The 23,234-nt window shown below is 66.7% G+C and carries 23 protein-coding genes and 1 pseudogene; 14 read left to right on the forward strand and 10 right to left on the reverse strand.

Annotation, left to right across the window (positions count from 1 at the left end):
• Positions 1-2: 2 nt before the first annotated feature.
• Entirely contained in the window at positions 3-611 is a 609-nt protein-coding gene (locus ACJEIK_RS15525) for a hypothetical protein (protein ID WP_064858086.1), read from the reverse strand.
• Positions 612-694: 83 nt separating this feature from the next.
• Between ACJEIK_RS15525 and ACJEIK_RS15530 the strand changes: the two genes are divergently transcribed.
• Together ACJEIK_RS15530 and ACJEIK_RS15535 are read left to right on the forward strand one after the other, a co-directional pair.
• Positions 695-1,276, forward strand: a complete 582-nt coding sequence (locus ACJEIK_RS15530; protein WP_064858087.1) for a TetR/AcrR family transcriptional regulator — start codon at positions 695-697, stop codon at positions 1,274-1,276.
• A 20-nt stretch (positions 1,277-1,296) separates the two neighbouring features.
• Positions 1,297-2,226, forward strand: coding sequence for a heme A synthase (locus ACJEIK_RS15535; protein WP_209840990.1), 930 nt, complete (start codon positions 1,297-1,299; stop codon positions 2,224-2,226).
• On the opposite strand, the gene ACJEIK_RS15540 is transcribed toward ACJEIK_RS15535, so the two are convergent.
• From ACJEIK_RS15540 to ACJEIK_RS15555, 4 genes are all read right to left on the reverse strand, one after another.
• A complete protein-coding gene (locus tag ACJEIK_RS15540; RefSeq protein WP_064858089.1) occupies positions 2,216-2,758 on the reverse strand; it encodes a Uma2 family endonuclease in 543 nt (180 codons plus the stop codon). The genes ACJEIK_RS15535 and ACJEIK_RS15540 overlap by 11 nt on opposite strands.
• Before the next feature lie 142 nt (positions 2,759-2,900).
• Positions 2,901-3,536, reverse strand: coding sequence for a hypothetical protein (locus tag ACJEIK_RS15545; RefSeq protein WP_234789582.1), 636 nt, complete (start codon positions 3,534-3,536; stop codon positions 2,901-2,903).
• A gap of 161 nt (positions 3,537-3,697) precedes the next feature.
• Positions 3,698-4,411 carry a hypothetical protein gene (locus tag ACJEIK_RS15550; protein WP_064858090.1) on the reverse strand — a complete coding sequence of 238 codons (714 nt, stop codon included), beginning with the start codon at positions 4,409-4,411 and terminating at the stop codon, positions 3,698-3,700.
• Positions 4,408-4,890: a hypothetical protein gene (locus ACJEIK_RS15555; protein WP_234789583.1), complete on the reverse strand. Its 483-nt coding sequence runs from the start codon at positions 4,888-4,890 to the stop codon at positions 4,408-4,410. The genes ACJEIK_RS15550 and ACJEIK_RS15555 overlap by 4 nt, the downstream gene beginning before the upstream one ends.
• Before the next feature lie 88 nt (positions 4,891-4,978).
• Here ACJEIK_RS15555 and ACJEIK_RS15560 point away from each other — a divergent pair, with 88 nt between their 5' ends.
• Together ACJEIK_RS15560 and ACJEIK_RS15565 are read left to right on the forward strand one after the other, a co-directional pair.
• The gene (locus ACJEIK_RS15560; RefSeq protein ID WP_064858092.1) at positions 4,979-5,230 is read left to right on the forward strand and encodes a type II toxin-antitoxin system Phd/YefM family antitoxin; all 252 of its coding nucleotides are present in this window, start codon (positions 4,979-4,981) and stop codon (positions 5,228-5,230) included.
• Positions 5,227-5,619 carry a type II toxin-antitoxin system VapC family toxin gene (locus ACJEIK_RS15565; RefSeq protein ID WP_064858093.1) on the forward strand — a complete coding sequence of 131 codons (393 nt, stop codon included), beginning with the start codon at positions 5,227-5,229 and terminating at the stop codon, positions 5,617-5,619. The genes ACJEIK_RS15560 and ACJEIK_RS15565 overlap by 4 nt, the downstream gene beginning before the upstream one ends.
• On the opposite strand, the gene ACJEIK_RS15570 is transcribed toward ACJEIK_RS15565, so the two are convergent.
• Positions 5,620-6,549 (reverse strand): RimK family alpha-L-glutamate ligase, encoded by a 930-nt coding sequence (locus ACJEIK_RS15570; protein ID WP_135355946.1) that lies wholly within the window; start codon positions 6,547-6,549, stop codon positions 5,620-5,622.
• An 18-nt stretch (positions 6,550-6,567) separates the two neighbouring features.
• On the opposite strand from ACJEIK_RS15570, the gene ACJEIK_RS15575 reads away from it, so the two are divergent.
• Entirely contained in the window at positions 6,568-7,542 is a 975-nt protein-coding gene (locus tag ACJEIK_RS15575; RefSeq protein WP_406783666.1) for a quinone oxidoreductase family protein, read from the forward strand.
• Here the strand turns inward: ACJEIK_RS15575 and ACJEIK_RS15580 are convergent.
• Positions 7,539-8,467, reverse strand: a pseudogene (locus tag ACJEIK_RS15580) (DUF1214 domain-containing protein). The gene ACJEIK_RS15575 and the pseudogene ACJEIK_RS15580 sit on opposite strands and share 4 nt — an antisense overlap.
• Before the next feature lie 38 nt (positions 8,468-8,505).
• The gene (locus ACJEIK_RS15585) at positions 8,506-9,402 is read right to left on the reverse strand and encodes a heme o synthase (protein ID WP_409431705.1); all 897 of its coding nucleotides are present in this window, start codon (positions 9,400-9,402) and stop codon (positions 8,506-8,508) included.
• A 346-nt stretch (positions 9,403-9,748) separates the two neighbouring features.
• Between ACJEIK_RS15585 and tkt the strand changes: the two genes are divergently transcribed.
• Genes tkt through ACJEIK_RS15615 form a run of 6 tightly spaced genes read left to right on the forward strand, consistent with a single transcriptional unit; the run spans position 9,749 to position 16,540 of the window.
• Positions 9,749-11,842, forward strand: a complete 2,094-nt coding sequence (gene tkt, locus ACJEIK_RS15590) for a transketolase (RefSeq protein WP_064858096.1) — start codon at positions 9,749-9,751, stop codon at positions 11,840-11,842.
• A gap of 26 nt (positions 11,843-11,868) precedes the next feature.
• Complete coding sequence (gene tal, locus ACJEIK_RS15595) at positions 11,869-12,978, forward strand: transaldolase (protein WP_406783664.1); 1,110 nt, start codon at positions 11,869-11,871, stop codon at positions 12,976-12,978.
• Positions 12,975-14,534 carry a glucose-6-phosphate dehydrogenase gene (gene zwf, locus ACJEIK_RS15600; protein ID WP_061000917.1) on the forward strand — a complete coding sequence of 520 codons (1,560 nt, stop codon included), beginning with the start codon at positions 12,975-12,977 and terminating at the stop codon, positions 14,532-14,534. The genes tal and zwf overlap by 4 nt, the downstream gene beginning before the upstream one ends.
• Entirely contained in the window at positions 14,531-15,442 is a 912-nt protein-coding gene (opcA, locus tag ACJEIK_RS15605; protein ID WP_064858113.1) for a glucose-6-phosphate dehydrogenase assembly protein OpcA, read from the forward strand. Before zwf ends, opcA begins: the two co-directional genes overlap by 4 nt.
• The gene (pgl, locus tag ACJEIK_RS15610; RefSeq protein ID WP_064858097.1) at positions 15,435-16,169 is read left to right on the forward strand and encodes a 6-phosphogluconolactonase; all 735 of its coding nucleotides are present in this window, start codon (positions 15,435-15,437) and stop codon (positions 16,167-16,169) included. Before opcA ends, pgl begins: the two co-directional genes overlap by 8 nt.
• 2 nt (positions 16,170-16,171) lie before the next feature.
• A complete protein-coding gene (locus tag ACJEIK_RS15615) occupies positions 16,172-16,540 on the forward strand; it encodes a hypothetical protein (RefSeq protein ID WP_064858098.1) in 369 nt (122 codons plus the stop codon).
• Between the two features lie 3 nt (positions 16,541-16,543).
• On the opposite strand, the gene ACJEIK_RS15620 is transcribed toward ACJEIK_RS15615, so the two are convergent.
• Positions 16,544-16,957: a MarR family winged helix-turn-helix transcriptional regulator gene (locus ACJEIK_RS15620; RefSeq protein WP_406783663.1), complete on the reverse strand. Its 414-nt coding sequence runs from the start codon at positions 16,955-16,957 to the stop codon at positions 16,544-16,546.
• Positions 16,958-17,060: 103 nt separating this feature from the next.
• On the opposite strand from ACJEIK_RS15620, the gene ACJEIK_RS15625 reads away from it, so the two are divergent.
• From ACJEIK_RS15625 to ACJEIK_RS15635, 3 genes are all read left to right on the forward strand, one after another.
• Positions 17,061-18,134, forward strand: a complete 1,074-nt coding sequence (locus ACJEIK_RS15625; protein ID WP_406783662.1) for a substrate-binding domain-containing protein — start codon at positions 17,061-17,063, stop codon at positions 18,132-18,134.
• Positions 18,135-18,319: 185 nt separating this feature from the next.
• Entirely contained in the window at positions 18,320-19,357 is a 1,038-nt protein-coding gene (locus ACJEIK_RS15630) for an aliphatic amidase (RefSeq protein ID WP_064858099.1), read from the forward strand.
• 9 nt (positions 19,358-19,366) lie between these two features.
• Entirely contained in the window at positions 19,367-20,419 is a 1,053-nt protein-coding gene (locus tag ACJEIK_RS15635) for an AAA family ATPase (protein ID WP_064858100.1), read from the forward strand.
• Positions 20,420-20,424: 5 nt separating this feature from the next.
• Here ACJEIK_RS15635 and ppc read toward each other — a convergent pair whose 3' ends face one another.
• The gene (gene ppc, locus ACJEIK_RS15640) at positions 20,425-23,232 is read right to left on the reverse strand and encodes a phosphoenolpyruvate carboxylase (RefSeq protein ID WP_409429957.1); all 2,808 of its coding nucleotides are present in this window, start codon (positions 23,230-23,232) and stop codon (positions 20,425-20,427) included.
• Positions 23,233-23,234 lie beyond the last annotated feature (2 nt).

Raw genomic sequence — 23,234 nt, forward strand, 5'->3', positions numbered from 1 at the left:
GTTCAGACCACCGCGGCCAACTCCGGCAGCAGGAATTCCAGCTGACCGACCTCTTCGATGTTGTGCTTCACCCAGGCACGCACCATGTCGTCGGGGAACCGCCGGAGCAGCAGCCGGTTGACCGGCGCCATGAGCGCCGACCGCGCACCGACGTCGAGAACGCTGACATAGTGCGCCCCTTCGGTGCCCGCTGACCAGGTGTGTTCAAGGCTGAACACGATGACGCCGGCCACCCGCTGTACCAACCGGATGCCGGTCTCGTCGAGCTTTTCCACCGTGTCCACCACGTCGACGCGGTACTCCGGCCGGCCGCCGAACGCCTCGACGATGCGAAACCGGGCACCTTCGGCCGCGCCACCAGTTCTGGCCGGGCGGGCCAGTTCCCACCGGATGTGGTCGACGGGATGCCACGCCAGGTACCGGTCGATGATCTGGTCGCCGTAGCGCATGGTGCCGCCGAGGTGCGTGAACCAATCGAGGAGCATCGGCGGCGTCACCCCAGGTAGCGGCCGATGTTCGATGGTCACCCGCCGCCGGCCGTGGGGTGCGCCGAAGTAGCGGACGGTCGCGGTGTCGACGGACCGCAGCGGATACAGGATCGGTCGGCTCATAGCTCCTCCAAGATACGGTTCCGTTTCTTGATCACTACGCTAAACTGGCCAGTTAAGATACGCAAGCGTTTCTTCGAGGAGGTCTGATGCGACGACGCGGCGACGAGCTCGATGCGGCGATCCGCGCCGCGGTCATGACACTGCTCACCGAGCAGGGACCGGCCGGCGTGACGATGGAGGCTGTCGCCACCGCGGCCCGGACCAGCAAGCCCGTGCTGTACCGGCGCTGGCCCGACGGCGCCGCACTGCTGCGAGACACCTTGCTGCGCAACGCAAAAGCTGCGATACCGCACACCGACACCGGCAGCTACCGCGGTGACATGCTGGCGGTACTGCGCGGCTGGGCCGCGGTGTTCACCGGACCTCAGGCCGCCACCATGCGCGCGGTGGTCGCGGCCATGACACGGGACGACGAACTCGCCGCCGCGTTCCGGGCCGACGTGATTGGCTGGCGCAAGGAAGAGATGGCCGATCTCCTGGCGCGCGGAGTCGCCCGCGGCGACGTCCGGGCCGACGTACCCGTGGAGATCGCCCGCGAACTCGGCCAGAGCGTCCTGTGGCACCGACTCCTGATCACCGGCGACCCCATCACCGACGACCTCGTCGTCGACCTCGTCGATCAGGTGCTGGTGCCGTTCGTCGCCCCTACTACGCCACGTAGTTAACGCTGATCTACCATCAGCCTGTGCTCGACAAGCTGCCCATCCCCTCGCTTCGGGTCCAGCGGCTCATCGCGTTCCTGGTCATCCTGACCCAGGGCGGCATCGCCGTCACCGGGGCCATCGTCCGCGTGACGGCATCCGGACTGGGCTGCCCGACCTGGCCACAGTGCTTCCCCGGCAGCTTCGTGCCGGTGCCCCACGCCGAGGTACCCGTCGTGCACCAGGCGGTCGAGTTCACCAATCGGATGTTCACGTTCGGTGTGGTGTTGACCGCCGCGCTGGCGGTGCTGGCCGTCATCCGCGCCGGCCGCCGCCGCGAGGTCAAGTTCTACGCCTGGCTGATGCCCGCATCGACGGTGGTGCAGGCAATCATCGGCGGCATCACGGTCCGTACCGGGCTGCTGTGGTGGACCGTCGCCGTCCACCTCCTGGTGTCCATGGTGATGGTCTGGCTGGCGGTGCTGCTCTACGTCAAGATCGGCGAACCCGATTCGGGCACCGACCAACTCGTCGTACCGCGGCCGCTGCGCTGGTTCACGGCCCTGACCGCCGTCACGTTGTCCGCGGTGTTGGTGACCGGCACGCTGGTGACCGGCGCCGGACCCCATGCCGGCGACAAGAGCGCCCTTCAACCGGTCAAGCGCCTGCAGGTCGAGATCACCGATCTGGCGCACCTTCACTCGTCGCTGCTGGTGGCCTACCTGAGCTTCGTCATCGGGCTGGGCTTCGCCCTGCTGGCGGTGCGCGCCCCCAAACCCGTCCTGCTGCGGCTGGCGGTCCTGGCCGGGCTGGTGCTCGCGCAGGGCGCGGTCGGCGCGGTCCAGTTCTACACCGGCGTACCCGCGGTTCTCGTCGCCATCCACGTCGCGGGCGCCGGCGCCTGCACCGCGGCTACTGCGGCGCTATGGGCGTCGATGCGGTCGCGTTGCGCCCCAAGCTCCGCTAATCAGTGAGATTCGCGGGGTCGAATTCCACACTGAAGGGCTCGGCAAGGTGTGCCGGTTCCCCGGGCGCAATCGTGCCCTTCATGACGTACTGACCGTCGGTGAGCGCGCGAACTTCGACCGTTCCGTCGCCCTCAATCCGCCAGTAGTTTGGGATTCCCGCTTCGGCGTACTTGATGACCTTCAGACTCCGGTCGACGAGTTCAGTTGAGCGCGAAGCAATCTCGACCACCAGTGCAACGTCGGACGACTCGCGCCATTCGACTCCGCGGGCGGCATCAGGCTTGAGGACAACCAGATCTGGGATGAAATTTCCACCCGGGACGCGGACACCGACTTCGTACAGCACCCGCCAGCCGACCGGAGCCGCACTCCGCAGGATGAAGTACAAATTGCCACCTATCCCCTGGTGACTGTCCAACGGCGGCGGCGTCACGAGCAGGCTCCCATCGACGATCTCGTAGCGGTGCCCGTCCGCAGGTAGATCGTTGAGATCGGATTCGGACCAGTAGTCGGGGAACTTCAGAATCGGCTGCGCCATGGCACCCCCTTTCGATCGCGACGGTAAACCTGACCACTGACAACTTTAGGCGTAGCCCCGACTTGCAGGCGCTAGCACTGGCAACTCCGGACAGTAGGCAACGACAGTGCATCACCGGTGTGCCCCGATTCAGAACAGTGGGCTAGGCCGATACAGCTTCCAGCGCCTGTCGGTACTTGCGTTCAAGGCGTTCACGAGTCGCCGAATCCAAGCCAGCTAGACGGACAGGGTCAGAGTTGTCGGCGATGTCGGCGAGCTTTACACGGCGTGCCAGGTCATTACCGCGGACCCGTCGGTAGTAGTCGGCTGGGGCTTCGCCTACGCGGCGGGTGATCGCATCGACAGCTGCGACGATGTGCGGCGCGAATTCGTCGCCTAGATCGGACAGTTCGATGCTGGTGTCCTCGACGACGTCGTGCAGCCATGCCACTGTCTCAGCGTCGTGGTCGTCGGACACTTGTGCGGCGACACGGGACACGTGCCCGATGTACGGCTGCCCGGCCTTGTCAGATTGGTGGGAGTGTTCGCGGTGAGCGATCGCTTTCGCCGCTTCGAGTGCGGTCATGCGGATGCGGTTCGCAGCTACGCGTCGCCTCAGCGCGTCGCACACCTGCATTGCCTCAGCCTCGGAAACAGGCTGTGCATCACCGGCCTGCCGAGGAAGGTCCGCGGCGATCCAGCCTCTGATCGGGTTGAACGTCTCGATCCACGGGGCGACAGGGCCATCACCCAATCGCCACACCGCGTAATCACCGTCAGCCAAGTACTTGTAGGCCATCGTGCCTCCGTTCTCCAAGGGGTGGGGAGGAACATCGCAGGCAGTCCTCGTGGGTGCAGTCCGGTCGGATGCTGCGGCCCTCCAGTCTCGCTCGCTTCACACAGTCGCGGGTGTACCGGGCATACCCATCAAACCACGCTGCGAGTTCTTCGGACGCGTAGTTACGGACCTGCAGCTCCGTCATTCGCAGAACTCTTCCGAGGATTCGAATGCCCGGGGGTGACAGTTCCGTCCGCGGGTTCGGCGTCGCAGATCGCGGCGGTGCCGGCGGCGGTCGTCGTCGCAGTGTAGGTGTCGAACCCGGGACGGGCGGGTCGACGTTCTGGCAATGAGTGCTCGCGGTTGGCCAAAGCCTTCTCACGAATGACATCCCCCAGCGTGTCCCACGCGCACTGTTGTGCACCGAGGGCGATGAGCGGTCCGAGCCGAATCGTCTTCTGTGTCACTGCTTTTTGATTGAGGATGCTCGTCGCCAGGACATGGAACGCCCATTGTGTGACATCGAGCGGATTGATGTCGTCGCGCTTCGTGCCGTTGAGCAAGCAGAAGACATACACGTCGGCGCTTCGCTCCGCGTTAGCGGCATAGGTGTTGGTACGGGCGTCCCACCACTTCGCGGGGCCGATGTTGAACGAGATCATCGAAGACAGGTCTTGATCTTGATGCCACGATTGGACGTAGGCAGCCGATTTCACCTCCACGCCAATACCGTCGACTTCGAGGTCGTGCTTATCCCATTCGACACGCGTGATTTTCTTGGTGTCGATGCCGAGCGCTCTCGCAACGATGTACTCGGCCAGGACGCCGCGGGTCGTGTTTGCCAGCAGGTCGTGGTAAGCCCACGCGTAAAATTCCTGTTTGTCCAGGTGCGTCATCGTCGCCCTTTCAGTGCATGATCCGTTCCCTTGCCCAGCACCGTCGTCACCTTGTGCCGGTCGATGTCATCCAGGGTCAGCACTGCCTCGGGTCGAGTGATTCGCTTCAAATCGTCGGCTGACGGCTCCGGCACCAACAGCGCTGTTTCGCGCGCCTCATAAATGTCGATGTTCGTGTGTACCCACCGAACCTCGGTGAGCTGGTGGTCGACGCTGACGAACCAGTTGGCGATGAAAACCTGCAGACGCGGGATCAATGTCCACACCTTGCGCCGGGCCAACGCCGAGCCATTCGGCCGAGTGAACGCCAGCCACGCGAGCGCACCACTGTCGGCGTCGGTGAGCTTCCAGAACGCGCGGCCGTTGGGAGCGATGATGTTCGGCCCGTTGGCGGCAAGTCTGTGCCCAATGTGGGAGGCCAGGCCTCGGTAGTCCGGAATGCCGCGGTCATGGTCGTCACGCGGCTCGTCATACGGCACAGACCACATCTAAATGAATACCGCATGGTGCTACAGCGATGACACGCTAACCTAGATGATTGTAGATATGATATCTACAATCATCGTCATGAAGTCGATCACCGTCGCCGAGCTGCGGCAGAACCCGACCGCGGCGCTCGAAGACGTTGCCGCCGGCGAAACCTACGTGGTCACTCGGCACCGGCACCCCGTCGCCCGCCTGGTTCCGGTGGATTCGGAGTCGTCGGGAATCATTCCGCCGCGCAATCCGGCCGCTCCGCGTCTCGCCGAGCGACATCTGCCCCGAAAGTCCGCCAAGCAGATCGACGCGCTCCTTGCCGAAATGGCATCGGATCGTTGACGCGCTACTACCTCGACACGTCCGTCGCCGTCTACGCGATCGAAGGTCACCGACGTGCGGTGGCTTGGTTCGACGCGGCCACCGAACAGCACGAGGTGGTGTCGTCGCGCATCCTGCAAACCGAGCTCACGCGAGTCCTGCGTCGGCAGCAGCGCCCAGTGCTCGAGCGTGACTACCTGTTGGACAAGATCGCCACCGCGCCGCTGAGTGAGTCCGTCCTCACGACAGCCGAATCGATCACTGAGCACGTCAAGACCCTCGATGCGATTCACCTGGCCACCGCCCTGAGCCTGGGCAGTGGCACGGTCATGGTCAGTCATGACGCCGGCGTGCTGCGGGTGGCTGCTGCCCTGGGACTGCGCACAGTCGATCCCGTCGCCGAGACGTAACTACGGCGACAGCGGACCGAGCCCCAGCCGCTCCAGAGCCGACTCGACACCGAGAGCGAATTGCCGTTGCGCCAGAGCACGTTCGGGCTCGGCCAGCTGTCGCCAACCCAGCCCCGGTTCGACGAGTTCGAGTTCCAGTAGCTGCGAATCCCGGCGGTCCCCGATGACGTCCACCCGGGCGTACAGGAACTCCGTCGGCTCGATGCCGAGATGCGCTGCCGCCGCAGCCAGCGTGGCGTAACCGACATCCCACAGTTCGAAGTCCGGGTCGGCCGGCTGCAGCTGCTCCTCGGCGTACGTGCCGGATTCGTGCATCTCCAGACTGCCGCCGGCGGGCGGCAACATCGGCCCCTTGACGAAGGCGTGCGACTGCTTGCCGGCCAGGAACACCAGCGCGGTCTCCCCCGCCTCGATGCGCTCGTCGTAGGGCTGGATGAGCGCCGTGCGGCCATCGGCCTGCAACGCAGCAGCGTGCGCAGCGGCCGCATGCGCATCCGTGAAACGTTGCGCGCCAACCGAACCCGCACCCACCGCGGGCTTGACCACGACCTCACCGCGGGGCACCGACACCGACTCCCCCGGCGCGAAGAAACCACTGGGGACGGTCGGCACCCCGGCCGCAGCCAGATCGGCCAGATACCGCTTGTCGGAGTTCCACGCCACCACGGCAGGCGCGTTCAGCAGATTGCGCACCTGCTTGGTCCACGCCAGAAACTCGTCGTGCCGCTCGGTGTAGTCCCACGTGGCCCGCAGGATCACCAGATCGGCCCGCAGCGTGGCCGGGTCGTCCCACGCCAGCCAGTGGGCGTGCAGACCGCGGTCTCGCAGCGCGCCGACCAGACCGTCGTCGTCCCCGTCGCCTTCGACGAGGGCCTCACACCCTGCCAAGACGACACGGGGATGCCGGATGTCGGGCCTCGCGAGCTTCACGTTGGAATGATAGGTGCCATGCACGCCATCGAAGTCGCCGAACTCGGCGGTCCGGAAGTCCTGTCCCTCGTCGAACGTCCCGAGCCCACCCCGGGGCCGGGTGAGGTCCTGATCAAGGCCGAGGCCATCGGCGTCAACTTCATCGACACGTATTTCCGCTCCGGGCTGTACCAGCGTGAGGTCCCCTACATCCCGGGCGACGAGGTCTGCGGCACCATCACCGCGGTCGGTGACGACGTGGCAGCGCTGGCTGTCGGCGACCGGGTCGTCACGGCCGCCGCGCACGGGACCTACTCCGAATACTGCGTCGCACCAGCCGATTACGTGGCGTACGTGCCCGAGGGCGTGGAGCCCGACGTCGCCGCCGCGTCTCTGCTCAAGGGTATGACGGCGCACTACCTCATCAAGTCGACCTATCCGGTGCAGCAGGGCGACACCGTGCTGCTGCACGCCGGCGCCGGCGGCGTCGGACTGATCCTGACGCAGTGGGCCACCAGCATGGCGGTGCGCGTCATCACCACCGTCTCCAACAACGACAAGGCCGAGTTGTCCCGGCAGGCGGGCGCCGTCGAGGTGCTGGACTATCCCGACGATCCCGCCGAGTTCGGTGCCAAGATCCGCGAGCTCACCGGAGGCGAGGGCGTCGCCGCCGTGTACGACGGGGTCGGCGCCGCCACGTTCGACGCCAGCCTGGCCAGCCTCGCGGTGCGCGGCACCCTGGCCTTGTTCGGCGCCTCCAGCGGGCCGGTGCCGCCGTTCGATCTGCAACAACTCAACCGCGGGGGCTCGCTTTTCGTCACCCGGCCGAGCCTGACGCACTACACCCGCACCGCCGACGAGTTCTCTTGGCGGGCAGGTGAACTGCTACAGGCCATCGCCGACGGCACCATCAACGTGACGGTGAGTCAGCGCTACCCCCTGGCTGACGCCGCCCGCGCACACGCCGACCTGCAGTCCCGCCTGACCGTCGGCTCGGTGGTGCTGGTGCCTTAAACCGGCTCCGCCGCCGGGAACGTCCAACTGCCGTCGAGAATCTCGGGGCGGGGCCGGTACAGCCGCACGGTGTAGTTCCAGCCCGGGGTGATCGGCAGCAGATTGTCGGCTCCCGTGCCACCGAACTGGATAGTCGTCGAACCGTCGGGGTCTTTGGTCGCGGTGATGTTGTTCAGCGAGTAGGCGTTCTGCTCATTGGCGGTGAAGTAGCCGTCCTTGTTGTAGACCGTCACCGACCAGAAGCCGTCCACCGGAACGTCTTTGACGGTGAGCCGGTGCACAGTGGTGCCGTCGTTCTGCGACGGCACCACGGTCAGGTAGAACGCGTCGCGCTCCGGATTGCCGCCCCAGGCGTTCGCCGACCCGATCAGGTGCCGCACGGGATCCGTCTCAGCGGCGGTGCCGAACATGTTCTTGGTGTCGGGCAGCGTGGTGGCAAGGGTGACCAGCGCGTCGCGCACGGTCTTCTGGCTGACAGCATCCCAGTCCGGCGCCGAGAAGTATCCTGGCGCATACTGCGTCACCGTGACGGCGTCCTGCAGCACGTGCACGGCCGCCAGGTCCGCGGCGTCGTTGGGATCGACCAGCGTCCGGATCGCGGCCATGACGTAGCGCGTCCCCACCTGGTCGCGGCTCAGGGTCACCGTCGCCGGCGCGTAGGCGACCTCGGTGGTGTAGTGGTCCTCGCTGATGACCTGGAGCGACATGAACCGGCCCGCGCTGTCCGGCAGAGTGACAGTGACGGCCCGGCGTCGAGGTCGAACACCGCGGCCGAGTAGAGGGTGTCGCGGTTCTGCCGGATGACGATCTGGCGGTCGATCGCGCTCAGTTCGCGGTTGTGGAAGAAGGCGCCGAAGCCGTTGTCGCGGACGATGCCGCCGAAGTACAGATCCGATTCGGCGCGGGCGAAGTTGTCAGGGCTCACCAGTTGGGGCATGACCCCAAGCTAGCGGCCGGCGCGGCTCAGTGGCCGAAGACCATCGGCAGCGCGAGGGCCGAGTCGACCGCCAGTGCGCAGAACACCACAGCCAGGTAATTGTTCGACTGCAGGAACAAGCGCAGCGGCTTCACCGGCTCGCCGCGCTTCACGCCGGAGTACAGCTGGTGCGCCATCACCAGGAACCACACGCCGGCGACGAGCGCCACGGCCGCGTACAGCCAGCCGGTGGCCAGCGCCAGCGCCAGCGTCGTCACAACGGTCGCCCAGGTGTAGATGAGGATCTGCTTGGTGACCTCGCGCTCGGTGGCAACCACAGGCAGCATCGGAACCCCGGCCGCCTCGTAGTCCTCCTTGTAGCGCATGGCCAGCGCCCAGGTGTGCGGCGGCGTCCAGAAGAAGATGATCAGGAACATCACCAGCGCCGGCCACTGAATGGTGCCGGTCACCGCCGACCAGCCGATCATCACCGGCATGCAGCCGGCAGCGCCGCCCCACACCACGTTCTGGGAGGTGCGGCGCTTCAGCAGCAGCGTGTAGACGAAGACGTAGAAGGCGATGGTCGCCAGCGCCAGAAGGCCCGACAGCAGGTTCGAGGAACGCCACAGCCACAGGAACGACGTGACGGTCAGCACCAGGCCGAAGATCAGCGCGTTCCGGGTGGGGACCGTCGCCCGGGCCAGCGGCCGGCGGGCGGTGCGCTTCATCACCTTGTCGATATCGGCGTCGGCGACACAGTTCAGGGTGTTGGCACCGGCCGCGGCGAGCAAGCCGCCGACCAGGGTGTTCAGGATCAGCAGCGGTTTGATCGGGCCCTGGCTGGCCACCACGTCGAAGCGGTGGGCAAGCAGCATCGCCGGAATGGTGGTCACCAGCAGCAGCTCGATGACGCGCGGCTTGGTGAGGGCGATGTAGGCCAGCAACGTGTCCCGAACCCGGTTCGGGGACTTGGTGACGGACTCGTCAGACGCCGCAGCTCCGGGACCGAAACCGTGCGCCCCGTGGACAGAACGGCGCTCGCGAATGCTCACGCAGATATCTCCTCGGAAGTCACGGCCGCGCAGCCTCTACTACAGACGATGGTAGACCGCGCACCTGAGTGCTCGACACCGCAGGGTGGTTTCAGGTGAACAGAAACCCAATCGCGGACAGGCCAAAGGTGAAGCGGTCTGCACCGCGCGAGCGGCGCGCATTAGGGTAGTCATGCAGCTCGCTTGCAATTTGCCGCGACCCAGTCTTTCCCGAAGTACCCGAAGCAGGAGTGCGCCCGTGACCACAGTCGAAGAGATTTCCGAACTCACCCGCCCGCACCACCCGGACGACTGGACCGAGCTGGACTCGGCCGCCGTCGACACCGTACGAGTGCTGGCCGCGGATGCGGTTCAGAAGGTCGGTAACGGCCATCCCGGAACCGCCATGAGTCTCGCCCCGCTGGCCTACACCCTGTTCCAGCGCCAGATGCGTCATGACCCGTCCGACACCCACTGGATCGGCCGTGACCGCTTCGTGCTGTCGTGTGGGCACTCCAGCCTGACGCTGTACCTGCAGCTGTACATGGGCGGCTTCGGCCTCGAGCTGGCCGACATCGAGGCACTGCGCACCTGGGGCTCGCTGACCCCGGGCCACCCCGAGTACGGCCACACCAAGGGCGTCGAGATCACCACCGGCCCCCTGGGCCAGGGCCTGGCCTCATCGGTCGGCATGGCGATGGCGGCGCGCTACGAGCGCGGACTCTTCGATCCCGACGCCGCGCCCGGTGAGAGCCCGTTCGACCACTTCATCTACGTCATCGCATCGGACGGTGACATCGAAGAGGGCGTGACCAGCGAGGCGTCGTCGCTCGCCGGTACCCAGCAGCTCGGCAACCTGATCGTGCTGTGGGACAACAACAAGATCTCCATCGAGCACGACACCAACATCGCGCTGTCCGAGGACACCTGCGCGCGCTACCGCGCCTACGGCTGGCACGTCCAGGAGGTCGACGGCGGTGAGAACGTGGTCGCGATCGAGGAGGCTCTGGCCGCCGCACGCGCGGTGACCGACCGGCCGTCGTTCATCTCGGTGCGCACCATCATCGGCTACCCGGCGCCCACCAAGATGAACACCGGTGGGGTGCACGGTTCGGCACTGGGCGCCGACGAGGTCGCCGCCACCAAGAAGGTGCTGGGATTCGACCCGGACAAGAGCTTCGAGGTGAAGCCCGAGGTCATCGACCACACCCGTGAGCTGGTCGCCCGCGGCAAGAAGGCGCACGACGAGTGGCAGGTCGCGTTCGACGCCTGGGCTGCCAAGGAGCCCGAGCGCAAGAAGCTGCTGGACCGCCTGGAGGCCGGCGAACTGCCCGAGGGCTGGGACGCCGACCTGACGTACTGGGAGCCGGGCAGCAAGGCCGTCGCGACGCGTGCCGCGTTCGGCAAGGTGCTCAACGACGTGGCCGGCAAGCTGCCCGAATTGTGGGGTGGCTCAGCCGATCTCGCGGGCAGCAACAACACCACCATCAACGGGGTGAAGTCGTTCGGCCCGCCGTCGATCTCCACCGAGGACTACACCGCCGACTGGTACGGCCGCGTGCTGCACTTCGGCATCCGCGAACACGCCATGGGCTCGATCCTCAACGGCATCGTGCTGCACGGCCCGACGCGTCCGTTCGCGGGCACCTTCCTGCAGTTCGCCGACTACATGCGTCCGGCGGTGCGGTTGGCCGCGCTGATGAACATCGACCCGATCTACATCTGGACCCACGACTCCATCGGTCTTGGTGAGGACGGTCCGACGCACCAGCCGATCGAGCACCTGGCCGCGCTGCGCGCGATCCCGAACCTGTCGGTGGTTCGTCCCGCCGACCCGAACGAGACCGCGTACACCTGGCGCACCATCCTGCAGCGCACCCACGGCAACAACCCGACCGGTTTCATCCTGACGCGCCAGGGGGTACCTGTCCTCGAGGGCACCGACGCCGAGGGCGCTGCCCGTGGTGGCTACGTGCTCGGCGGCGGTAACCCGGCCGACGACGCCGACGTCATCATCATCGCGACCGGCTCCGAGGTGCAGCTGGCCGTCGAGGCACAGAAGCTGTTGGCGGACAAGGACATCGTCGCCTACGTGGTGTCGATGCCGTGTCTGGAATGGTTCGAGGCGCAGCCCAAGGAGTACCGCGACGCGGTGCTGCCGCCCGACGTCTCGGCACGTGTTGCGGTCGAGGCCGGCATCGCGCAGCCTTGGCACAAGCTGGTCGGTGACACCGGCGAGATCATCTCGATCGAGCACTACGGCGCATCGGCCGACGACAAGACCCTGTTCCGGGAGTTCGGCTTCACCGCTGAGGCCGTCGTCGCCGCCGCAGAACGCTCGTTGGACAACTGACAACCAATTTCAGAAAGAGCACCCTCATGACTCAGAACCCGAACCTCGCGGCGCTGAGCGCCGCCGGTGTCTCCGTGTGGCTCGACGACCTGTCGCGTGAGCGGCTGCAGTCGGGGAACCTCACCGAGCTGATCAACACCCGCAGCGTCGTGGGCGTCACCACCAACCCGTCGATCTTCCAGGCCGCGCTGTCGAAGGGCACGGCCTACGACGAGCAGGTGCACGAGCTGGCGTCGCGTGGCGCCGACGTGGACGCCACCATCCGCACCGTCACCACCGACGACGTCCGCAACGCGTGCGACGTGCTGGCCAAGGTGTACGAGGCCTCCGGCGGCGTCGACGGCCGGGTCTCGATCGAGGTCGACCCGCGGCTGGCGCACGACACCGACAAGACGATCCTGCAGGCCATCGAGCTGTGGAAGATCGTCGACCGGCCGAACCTGCTGATCAAGATTCCGGCGACGCTGGCGGGCCTGCCGGCGATCACCGCGGTGATCGCCGAGGGCATCTCGGTCAACGTCACCCTGATCTTCTCGGTGGAGCGGCACCGCGCCGTGATGGACGCCTACCTGACCGGGCTCGAGAAGGCCCGTGAAGCCGGCCACGACCTGTCCAAGATCCATTCTGTCGCTTCGTTCTTCGTCTCCCGCGTGGACACCGAGATTGACGCGCGACTGGAGAAGATCGGTGGCTCGGCGCTCGGTCTGCGCGGCAAGGCCGGCGTCGCCAACGCGCGGCTGGCGTACGCGGCCTACGAGCAGGTCTTCGGCGGCCCGCAGTTCGCGAACCTCAAGGCCGAGGGTGCCCGCGTGCAGCGCCCGCTGTGGGCATCGACCGGCGTGAAGAACCCGGACTACCCGGACACGCTGTACGTCACCGAGCTGGTGGCCGCCAACACGGTCAACACCATGCCGGAGAAGACCCTGGAAGCCGTCGCCGACCACGGCCAGATCACCGGGGACACCATCTCCGGGACGGCTGCCGCGGCGCAGGCCGTGTTCGACGAGCTGTCGGCCGTCGGGATCGACTTGGACGACGTCTTCAACCTCCTCGAGGTCGAGGGCGTGGAGAAGTTCGGGAAGTCCTGGGGCGAGCTGCTCGAGGCCACGCAGGGTCAACTCGACGCGCTGAAATGAGTGACTGCAGCGGGCGGCCGGCGGATTGGGTGAACCCCCTGCGGGACAAGCGCGACAAGCGCATGCCCCGCATCGCCGGCCCGTGCGCGGTGGTGATCTTCGGCGTCACGGGCGATCTGGCCCGAAAGAAGCTGATGCCGGCGATCTACGACCTCGCCAACCGGGGGCTCCTGCCGCCGTCGTTCGCGTTGGTCGGCTTCGCACGTCGCGACTGGGCCGACGAGGATTTCGGCCAGGTTGTCCACGACGCCGTCAAGCAGCATGCGCGGACCCCGTTCCGGCAGGAAGTCTGGGACCGCCTGGCCGAGGGCTTCCGTTTCGTGCAGGGCACGTTCGACGACGACGCTGCCTTCGAGCGGCTGCGTGAGACGTTGCACAAGCTCGACGAGGAACGCGGCACGGGCGGCAATCACGCGTTCTACCTGTCGATTCCGCCGAACGCGTTCCCGCAGGTATGCGAGCAGTTGTCGCGGTCCGGGCTGGCCGACAAGCCCGACGGCTGCTGGTCGCGGGTGGTCATCGAGAAGCCGTTCGGGCACGACCTGGCCAGCGCCGAGGCGCTCAACGGCGTCGTCAACAGTGTGTTCCCGGAGTCGTCGGTGTTCCGCATCGACCACTACCTGGGCAAGGAAACCGTCCAGAACATCCTGGCGCTGCGGTTCGCCAACGAGTTGTTCGAACCGGTGTGGAACGCCCATTACGTCGACAGCGTGCAGATCACGATGGCCGAGGACATCGGACTCGGTGGACGCGGCGGTTATTACGACGGCGTGGGCGCCGCCCGCGACGTCATTCAGAACCACCTCCTGCAGCTGCTCGCGCTGACGGCGCTGGAGGAGCCGGTCAACTTCTCGCCGCACGAACTGCAGGCCGAGAAGATCAAGGTGCTGTCGGCGACGCACCTGGCCGAGCCTCTGGACGAGACCACGGCACGCGGTCAGTACGCCGCCGGCTGGCAGGGCGGCGAGAAGGTTGTCGGCCTGCTCGACGAGGAAGGCTTCTCGTCGACGTCGACCACCGAGACCTTCGCGGCCATCACGGTCGAGGTCGACACCCGGCGCTGGGCCGGCGTGCCGTTCTACCTGCGCACCGGAAAACGGTTGGGGCGCAGGGTCACCGAGATCGCGTTGCTGTTCAAGCGGGCGCCGCATCTGCCGTTCGATGCCACGATGACCGACGAACTCGGACAGAACGCCCTGGTGATCCGGGTGCAACCCGACGAAGGCATCACCCTGCGGTTCGGCTCCAAGGTGCCGGGACACCTCATGGAGGTCCGCGACGTCAGCATGGACTTCTCGTACGGTTCCGCGTTCGCCGAGGACTCCCCCGAAGCCTACGAACGACTGATCCTCGACGTCCTGCTCGGCGAGCCGTCACTGTTCCCGGTCAACGCCGAAGTCGAATTGTCCTGGAAGATACTGGATCCCGCGCTCGAACACTGGGCAGAGCAGGACAAGTCCGGCGGCCGGCCCGAGCCCTACGAGTCGGGTACCTGGGGTCCGGAGTCGGCATTCGAAATGCTGCGGCGCAGCGGCCGCGATTGGAGGCGACCGTGATTCTCGATCTGCCCGACACCAATACCGGTGCGATCAACAAGAAGATCGTCTCCCTCCGCGAAGAGGGCGGTGCCATCACCCTCGGGCGGGTACTGACCCTGGTGGTGGCGCCCGACACCGAGGCCATCCTCGAAGAGGCCATCGACGCCGCCAATACCGCCAGCCGCGAACATCCGTGCCGCGTCATCGTGGTGATCCCGGGTGACCGGTTGGCCACCGAGGCCCGCCTGGACGCCCAGCTCCGGGTGGGCCGCGACGCCGGCGCCAATGAGGTTGTGGTGCTTCGCCTCTCGGGTCCACTGGCCGGCCATGCCAGCAGTGTGGTGACGCCCTTCCTGCTGCCGGATACCCCGGTGGTCACGTGGTGGCCCGACGTGGCGCCCGCGGTGCCGGCGGCCGATCCGCTGGGCAAGCTGGCGATCCGCCGGATCACCGACGCCACCAACGGCGAAGACCCCTTGACGTGCATCAAGAGCCGGCTGGCCGGATATACGTCCGGGGACACCGATCTGGCCTGGAGCCGGGTGACGTACTGGCGGGCGTTGCTCGCCGCGGCGCTGGACCAGGCCCCGTACGAACCGATCACCGAAGCGCTGGTGTCGGGACTGAAAGACGAACCGGCCCTGGACATCCTGGCCGGCTGGCTGGCGGCCTGCATCGACGGACCGGTGACGCGCGCGGTCGGCGACCTCAAAGTCGTGCTGACCCGGCCGACCGAGACCATCACGCTGAGCCGCCCGCAGACCGGCGTCACCGCATCGCTCACCCGCACCGACCGACCGGAGGCCCGCATTCCGTTGGCGCGCAGGGAAGCCCGCGACTGCCTCGCCGAAGAGATGCGCCGGCTCGATGCCGACGAGATTTACCATCGCGCCCTGGTGGGCCTGGACAAGGTTGTGTATGTCTGAGCAGATCATCGAGAAGTATTCCGACGCAGATGCTTTGGTGAGCGCGGTGGGCGACCGCCTCGTGGCGGCCATCAACGGCGCCATCGAGGCCCGCGGCATCGCGTACATCGTGCTGACCGGCGGCGGTACCGGCATCAAGCTGCTCAAGCACGTCGGCGGGCATCCGATCGACTGGGCCAAGGTGCACCTGTTCTGGGGTGACGACCGCTACGTCCCGGCCGACGACGCCGACCGGAACATCAAGCAGGCACGCGAGGCGCTGCTGGATTCCGTTGCCATTCCGGCCGACAACGTGCACGCGATGGCCGCGAGCGACGGCGAGTTCGGTGACGACATCGACGCCGGCGCGGCCACCTACGCGCGCGAACTGGCTGAGGTGGCCGGAAATGGTTCGCCGACACCGGAATTCGACGTGCATCTGCTGGGCATGGGCGGCGAGGGGCACGTCAACTCGCTGTTCCCGCACACCGACGCCGTCCGCGAGACCGAGCGGTACGTCGTCGCCGTCACCGACTCCCCCAAGCCTCCACCTCGGCGGATCACCCTGACGTTGCCCGCAGTCCGCCGCGCGCGTCAGGTGTGGCTGGTCGTGGCCGGCGCCGAGAAGGCCGACGCCGTCGCGGCCGCGATCGGTGGCGCTGCGGCAGAAGACATTCCAGCGGCCGGCGCGATCGGCACCGAGGCGACGGTGTGGTTGCTCGACGCGGCCGCGGCGGCGAAACTGTAGTCATGGTCGACAAAGGCGATGGCCGCACGCGCCCGGTCGGCGGCCGGATCCGGACGCTGACGCAGGCTGCACTCAACGCCGACGTCACGGTGTCCCAGGTCGATGCGCTACTGGTCGACATGGAGGGCACCCTCGCGACCCTCAGCACGCTGACCGACAACCTCGACACCACGATGTCGCGGTTCAACGAGACCATCACCCAGATCGACGAACTCGCGCCGCGCATTTTCGGCGTCGTCGACCGGATGGAGGCGATCGTGACGCGTGTCGAGGCCATCGTCGGGGTCGCCGAGACGGTGCTGTCGCCCATCACGGTCACGGAGAGTGCGTTGCGGGGTGTGCTGAAGTCAGTTCGCAGCTGGGCCCCGTAGCGATTACGGCGACGCGAGTCGGTCAGACAGCTGCCGGCGATTGGACGCCGCCCATTGCGCCTCGACGGGCTCGATCCGGCTACGCAAACTGTCGTGAAGCAGGGTGCCGCGTTCGCTGAGGAAGACGCGAACCTTACGGCGGTCGAATTGATCGACCTCCCGGTACGCGAGTGCCTGGACGACCAGCCGGTGGACCACCCGGGTCAGCGTGGGTCCAGGGGTCGGCGTCAGCGCCTGCAGTTCTGCCATCGTGAGTCCGGCGGCGGCGGCCAGGGCGTCGAGCGCCAGCCAGTGCTCGACGCCGAGCCCCGTGTCCTGAAGTTCGGCATCCAGGCAGGCGGTCAAATTGCGGGCTGCGCGCAGCAGCGTGGCGGTGATCGAGGTCGTCATGTCGTGTTGGGACACCGTGCTCGCCATGACGAACTCCTACGTGTTGCCCGCTGGGCCGGGTAGCGCAATACTTTCAATTGAAAATGATGATAGCCGGTCCGCGGACGGTGCGGCAAAGGACGTAATGGTCATGAGCTCGCAGGCCACCAGCACTGTCGGCGAGGCATGGCGGGTGGCCATGGTGGTACCCCTGCAGGGTCCGGGCGGCGTTTTCGGGCCGGCATGTGAAGCCGTCAGCGAGCTGGCGGCCCACGACCTCAACGTCGATGGCGGAGTCCTCGGACGCGAAGTGCAGATCGAAGTGGTCGACGGCGGGGCCGACCCGCAGCTGGTTGCCCGGCGCATCGATCAACTCATCACAACGGGCACGATCCACGCAGTCAGCGGATGGCACATCTCCTCCGTACGCAATGCGCTCGCTCCGGTGATCGCGGGCCGGGTGCCCTACGTGTACCCCGCCCTCTACGAAGGCGGCGAGCGTCGCCGCGACATCTATTGCTGCGGCGAGACTCCGGACCGCCAGATCGCGCCGGCGTTGCGCTGGTTGCGGGAGAACGCCGGGGTGCGGCGCTGGTTCATCGTCGGCGACGACTATGTGTGGCCGCGATCGTCGGTGGCCGCGGTCCGGGAGTATGCGCGCGATCTCGGTCTCGACCTCGTCGGGCACCGGTTCGTGGACCTGGGCCGCGCCGACATGTCGGAGGCCGTCAGAGCGGCCATGGCGTCGGAATGCGATGCGGTGTTGATGCTGCTTGTGGGGCAGGACGCGGTCGAATTCAACCGCGCCTGCGCCGCACACGGTGCCGCCGACGCGTTCCTTCGGTTCAGCCCGTTGATGGACGAGAGCATGTTGCTGGGCAGCGGGGCGGACGGCACCCGAGGATTGTTCGTCGCCGCCTCCTTCTTTTCCTCGCTGGTGGGCGCCAACGCAATGGAGTTGACGGGCCGCTACCACGACCTGCACGGCCCCACCGCTCCACCGCTGAGCGGTATCGCCGAATCCTGTTACGAGGGACTGCAACTGCTGTCCCGGCTCATTCATCGATCCGGGCAGTTGACCGACATAGCGACCAGCGATCGCGTCTCGTACGACGGCCCGAGGGGCACCGTGCACTATCGGGCGGACGCGACCGTGCAGCCGGTGCACCTGGCCGTGGCCGACGGATACGACTTCGATGTGCTCACCACCCTGACCGCATTTTGACGGCCGACGGCGTGGCCGGCTCGGGTTGACACCGTGCCAACGGGCATTTAATTTCAATTGAAGATATTTCATCTGAATCTTTTTGAGGTGACAACCGTGCCCGATATCGAACGTGGTCCCGGCATCGCCACAGTTGTGTTCCGTCCGTATTCCGTTCGAGCCCTTACCTTTTGAGGAGAACCGCCATGCGCCATGGTGACATTTCGTCGAGCCCGGACACCGTCGGCGTAGCCGTCGTCAACTACAAGATGCCCCGGCTGCACACCAGGGCAGAAGTCCTCGACAACGCCCGCAAGATCGCGGACATGGTGGTGGGAATGAAGTCCGGACTGCCGGGCATGGATCTCGTGGTGTTCCCCGAGTACTCCACGCAGGGCATCATGTACGACCCCGAGGAGATGTACGCCACCGCGGCCTCCATCCCCGGCGACGAAACCGACATCTTCGCCGCGGCGTGCCGGAAGGCCAAGACGTGGGGCGTCTTCTCCATCACCGGTGAGCGCCACGAAGACCATCCGAACAAGCCGCCGTACAACACCCTCGTCCTCATCGATGACACCGGTGAGATCGTGCAGAAGTACCGAAAGATCCTGCCCTGGTGTCCCATCGAGGGCTGGTACCCCGGAGACACCACCTATGTCTCCCGGGGGCCGAAGGGGATGAAGGTCTCGCTGATCATCTGCGACGACGGCAACTACCCCGAAATCTGGCGGGACTGCGCCATGAAGGGTGCGGAGCTCATCGTGCGCTGCCAGGGGTACATGTATCCCGCCAAGGAGCAGCAGGTGCTCATGGCCAAGGCGATGGCGTGGGCGAACAACACCTACGTCGCCGTGGCCAATGCGGCCGGCTTCGATGGGGTGTACTCCTACTTCGGGCACTCGGCCATCGTCGGGTTCGACGGCCGCACCCTGGGCGAAACCGGCGAGGAAGAGTACGGAATCCAGTTCGCGCAGCTGTCGCTGTCGGCGATTCGAGACGCCCGTCAGAACGACCAGTCGCAGAACCACCTGTTCAAACTGCTGCACCGCGGCTACTCCGGCGTCCACGCGGCCGGTGACGGCGACAAGGGTGTCGCCGATTGCCCGTTCGAGTTCTACAAGCTGTGGGTGACCGACGCGCAGAAGGCTCAGGAAGTCGTCGAATCGATCACCCGGGACACCGTCGGTGTGGCGGACTGCCGCGTGGGAGACCTGCCCGTCGAGCGGACCGTCGAGGCGTAAGAGAGCGACGTGCCCTACCTCACCGACATGTTTCACGATCAGAACGCGACGCGGCAGCGCGCCAACGACGTCGCCGTGAAATCGGTCGCCGGGTTCGATCCCGACGCCTTCGCCGACCGACTCGGGCAGCGGATACTGGGGCAACCGGAGGCCGTCGGCGCCGTCGCCCGGGCATTGTCGATCGCACATGCCGGTATCGCAGATCCCGGCCGCCCGCTGGCCAGCGTGCTGCTGGTCGGGCCGACCGGGATCGGCAAGACCGAACTGGTCCGCCAGGTCGCCGCCGAGATCCGCACCGGGCCCGACGACCTCTGCCGAATCGACATGGCCGCCCTGGCCCAGGAGCACTACGCCGCGTCGTTCTCCGGGGCACCACCGGGATACGCCGGAAGCAAGGAATCCTTCACCCTGTTCGACAAGAACAAGATCGAAGGCGATCCGTACACACCCGGCATAGTGCTCTTCGACGAGGTCGAGAAAGCGGACCCCACGGTGATCCGTGCACTGCTGCACGTACTCGACAGCGGCCAGCTGAGGCTCGCGAACGGGCGCGAACGCATCAGCTTCCGCAACAGTTACGTCTTCATGACGTCCAACCTGGGCTCCCAGGCCGTCGCCGCGGCCCAGCGCGCAAACCGGTGGTCGTCCCGGTGGCGCCGGCATCCGGCGACCCACACGCACGGTCTGGTGACCGCCGCGGTCGAGGAGTTCTTCGACCCGGAGTTCTTCAACCGGATCGACGAAACCGTCATCATGGAGCCCTTCAGCACCTCGACGGCCCGGCAGGTCACCCGGCGCGAAGTGGAGTTGTTCACCGCGCGGCTGGCCCGCGAATCTGTCGAACTCCATGTCGACGAAACCGTGGTGCAGTTCTTGCAAGACTGTGGGTTCGACCCGATCTACGGTGCCCGTGGGTTGCGCAGAACCATCCGATCCCACCTCATCGCACCGGCAGCCGAGTGTGTACTCCGCGGCCGCACGACGCCGACCGCGCGCATCGTGATCAAGGCGAGAATGGTCGGCGGATCCGTCGCGGTGACACTGGCCGACCGCGCAGCCTGAGTCGGCTACCCGCTGTTTCGCAGCGCGGTGGCCAAGCCACTCATGGTCAGGAGGATGCCGCGCTGCACGAGTTCATCCTCGTCGCCCGAGCGGTAGCGGCGCAGCAGTTCGACCTGGAGGTGGTTCAGCGGCTCGAGGTACGGGAACCGGTTGAACACCGACCGCGCGAGGGCGGGGTTGTCGGCGAGCAGGTCGTCGTGTCCGGTGATCAGGGCATGCATCCGGATGGTGCGCTCATGTTCGGCGGCGATCTTGTCGAACACCCGGTGGCGCAGGGCCTCGTCGTCCACGAGCTCCGAATACCGTGCTGCCAGGCCGAGATCCGACTTCGCGAGCACCTGCGCCATGTTGGACAGCACGGTCCGGAAGAACGGCCATCTCGCATACAGATCCTGCAGCACCTCGAGGCCACCGTCGGTGTTGTCGATGAACTCCTCGAACGCCGTTCCCGTGCCGTACCAGCCGGGCAGCATGACACGCGACTGGCTCCAGGCCAGCACCCACGGGATGGCCCGCAGATCGGCGATCGAAGTGGTCGGCTTGCGGGACGTCGGGCGGCTGCCGATGTTGAGCGCACCGATCTCGCTGACGGGTGTCGACGCCTTGAAGTACTCGACGAATCCCGGTGTCTCGTGCACCAATTCGCTGTAGGCCCGTTGCGCGCGGGCGGCGAGGTCGTCGAGCACGTCGTAGGCGGGTGCCGCGGCGTCGCCGAGCCCTTCGACGTCGAGCAGCGTCGACTCCAGGGTCGCCGCGAGCAGGGTCTCCAGATTGCGATGTGCGGCATGCGGTTCGGCGTACTTGGCGGCGATCACCTCACCCTGCTCGGTGATGCGCAGCGAGCCCCGGACCGCACCGGGCGGCTGGGCGAGGATCGCGTCGTAGCTCGGGCCGCCGCCGCGGCCGATGGTGCCACCCCGGCCATGGAACAGCCGCAGCCGGATTCCGGTCTTGCGGGCCGATTCCACGAGATCGAGCTCGGCCCGGTACAGCGCCCAGTTGGCTGCCAGGTAGCCGCCGTCCTTGTTGGAGTCGGAGTAGCCGAGCATGACCTCCTGGTGGTCGCCGCGGGCGGTGACGATCGATCGGTACAACGGAATCGCAAGGGCCGCTTCCAGAATGGCCGATCCGCGTTGCAGGTCGTCGATGGTCTCGAACAGCGGCACGATGCCGACCGGGCTGTACGGCTCGGACCCCGCGGCATCGAGCAGGCCGGCCTCTTTGAGCAGTATCCCGGCCTCGATGAGATCCGACACCGACTGACACATCGAGATGATGTAGTTGGGGACGGCCTCGGGCCCGAAGACCTCGACGGCCCGCGCAGCCGCCGCGACGATGTCCAGTTCCTTGCGAGCCAGTTCCGACAGCCGGGCGTCGCGCCCCACCAACGGCCGGCGCGTGGACAGCTCCGACACCAGGACGGCGACCCGCTCATCTTCCGGCAGCGACGCGTAGTCAGGATGCACACCGGCCCAGGCCAGCAGCTCGGCCACCACCTGCTCGTGCACTTCGGAGTTCTGCCGCAGGTCCAGGCCACAGAGGTGGAAACCGAAGACGCGCACGGACTCTCGCAAGCGGGCCAGCCGGTCGTCGGCCAGCACGCTGGTGCCGCCGGCGCGCAACGACGCGTCGATGACGTCGAGATCGGCCAGCAGTTCGGCCGGAGTGGTGTACGGCGGCAGGCCGAGGTCCAGCTCGTGCTCGGGCTGCCGGTCGAGGATCTCGGCGGCCGTGGCCGTCAGGCGCCCGCGGAGCACGTGCAGCGCCTGGCGGTACGGTTCGTCGGCGTGGGCCGGTTCGGGATGCTGGTCGGCGAGTGTCTGCAGCGCATCGCTGACGCGGACCAACCGCGCCGACATCGACAATTCGTGTTCCAGCGCAAGGAGTTCGGCGAAGTAGCGGTCGAACGCCGTGTAGGCCGCGCTGCCGGTGGCCAGGCGCACGACGTCGGCGGTGACATTGGGGTTGCCGTCGCGGTCACCGCCGATCCAGGAACCGGGCCGCAGGATCGGCGTCTCCAGGAGCGGCTCACCCGGCCAGCGGGCCTGGAGTGCGCCGCGCACCTCCGCGTTGACACGTGGGATGACGTCGAAGAATGCGACCGGGTAGTAACGCAGCCCGGTCGCGATCTCGTCTTGAATCTTCAACCGCGACAAGCGGATCAGCGCGGTCTGCCACAGCGTGAGGATGTGCCGGCGCAGCTCGGTCTCGATGTCGCGGTCGTCGCGCGTCGAACTGTGCCCGTGCAACCGCAGCCGCATCAGGTCGGTGATCCGGTTCTGCGTGTCGAAGATGGTTCGCCGCCGGGTCTCGGTGGGATGCGCGGTGATCACCGGCGAGACCAGCGCACCGCGCAGCGCGTCGGCGACCGCCGCACCGTCCAATCCCCCGGCTTCGTCCAGCTTGCGGTACGTCGCGGCCAGGCTGCTGTCCTGCGGCGGCTCCCCCGCGGCCACGTGCACGGCGCGTCGCCGTTCACGGTGGATGTCCTCGGCGACGTTGGCCAGCAGCGCGAAATGGGTGAAAGCCCGGATCACCGGAATGGCCTGATGAATATCGATGCCGGAGAACAGCGCTGCCAGCTCGGCCCGGTCGATCTCGGAACGGCGCACCCGGAATGATTCGACCCGCGCCCGTTCCACGAGGTCGAAGACCGCGTCACCGTTCTGCTCGCGCACCGTGTCGCCGAGAATGGCGCCGAGCAACCGGATGTCTTCGCGCATCGGTTCGGTGGCCTCACGGCCCAGTTCGGTGCGCTGAACCGATCCGATCGGCAGCAGCGTGGTGTCAGGAGCGTTCGGAACGTCTGCCATCA

This window comes from Mycobacterium sp. SMC-16 (assembly GCF_046250085.1).
GTDB classification, from domain to species: Bacteria; Actinomycetota; Actinomycetes; order Mycobacteriales; family Mycobacteriaceae; genus Mycobacterium; species Mycobacterium phocaicum.